At 65.6% G+C, this 1,397-nt stretch carries 1 protein-coding gene; it reads left to right on the top strand.

Going from position 1 to position 1,397, the window contains the following annotated elements:
* Positions 1-84: 84 nt before the first annotated feature.
* Positions 85-1,110: an IS110 family RNA-guided transposase gene (locus ACERLL_RS17740; RefSeq protein ID WP_373657428.1), complete on the top strand. Its 1,026-nt coding sequence runs from the start codon at positions 85-87 to the stop codon at positions 1,108-1,110.
* Positions 1,111-1,397 lie beyond the last annotated feature (287 nt).

The following is a 1,397-nucleotide window of genomic DNA, read 5'->3' as shown; positions in this document are numbered from 1 at the left end:
GGAATTAATGGAATGGCCTGCTTCCTCCTTATTAACCTGGGTTTGTCCCCATAAATGACGGACCCAATCAGAAGGAGCAGGCCAATGGGTATTGCAACGCTTGGCATTGATCTGGGCAAGAACACGATCCATACCATGGGGCTGGACGAGCAAGGCCACCCAATGGGGGCCAAGAAGTTCACCCGTACCGGCTTGATCCGCCACTTGGCCAAGCTGGCTCCCTGCCGGGTCGCCATGGAGGCCTGCGCCGGTTCCCACTTCGTGGCCCGCAAGGCGGAGGCCATGGGCCACGAGGCGATCCTGCTGCCGGGACAGTTCGTCCAGCCCTACACCCAGGGCCAGAAAAACGACGTGGCCGACGCCGAGGCGATTGCCGAGGCGGCGACCCGGCCGAGGGTGCCCGCGGTGCCGATCAAGGACGCTACCCAGCAGGAGATCCAGTTCCTGCATCGCACCCGCCAGGGCTGGATCAAGCAGCGCACGGAGACCGCCAACCGGATCCGCGCCATGCTGCTGGAGCTCGGCATCACCGTGCCCCAGCGAATCGCCAAGCTGCGCAAGGCGCTGCCGGCCATCCTGGAGGACGCCGAAAACGACCTCCCGGACGGTGTCCGCGACCTGCTGGTCCAGCATTGGGCCCAGCTCCAGGACCTCGACGACCGGATCAAGGGGATCGCCCAACAGTTCGAGTTTCTTGCCGCTCGCGATCCTCGGATTGGCCTCCTGCTGACCATCCCGGGCTTCGGGCCGGTGGTGGCCACCGCCTTCCTCGCCGCTGTCGGCGACGGCCAGCAGTTCGGGAAGGGGCGCGACTGCTCGGCCTGGCTGGGCCTGGTGCCCCAGCAAGCCACCACCGGCGGCCAGCCACGGCTGCTAGGGATCAGCAAACGGGGCAACCGCTACCTGCGCACCCTGCTGATCCACGGGGCCCGGGCGGTGCTGACCCAGGCCCACCGCGGGGACGACGCCCTGCGGCGCTGGGTCCAGCAGCTGGTGGGTCGCACCGCCAAGAACAAGGCCGCGGTGGCCTTGGCCAACAAACTGGCCCGCGTGGCCTGGGCGGTGCTCACCAGGGGGACCCCCTTCCGGTCCGAGGCCGCAGCCGCCTGAAAATCGGTTTAGCCAAACGAAAGAAACGCCTGAAACCGTTTTGTAAGGACCGACTCCACCGTTCGATTGCAAGCGACCGCAAGGATGGCGGAAACGGGAACCGACCTGCCGCAACCCTGGTAAGTGGTAAGGCTCTTGGAAGCCGTGGAATTAATCAGGGCCGGCAGGTGCGGATATCTCCATCGCGGCCCGGGGCCTTGAGCGCCCCACCAAGAGGCCGAATAGATTGGCGCAACCCGTCCCTCCTCCAAACCCGGTGGCTTGCAAAACGGAAGCAGGCCATAGAT

It is taken from the genome of Thiohalorhabdus sp. Cl-TMA (genome assembly GCF_041821045.1).
Classification (GTDB): Bacteria; Pseudomonadota; Gammaproteobacteria; order Thiohalorhabdales; family Thiohalorhabdaceae; genus Thiohalorhabdus; species Thiohalorhabdus methylotropha.
The sequence above is the reverse complement of the archived record's forward strand: the minus strand, read 5'-3'. Positions and strand labels throughout refer to the sequence as shown.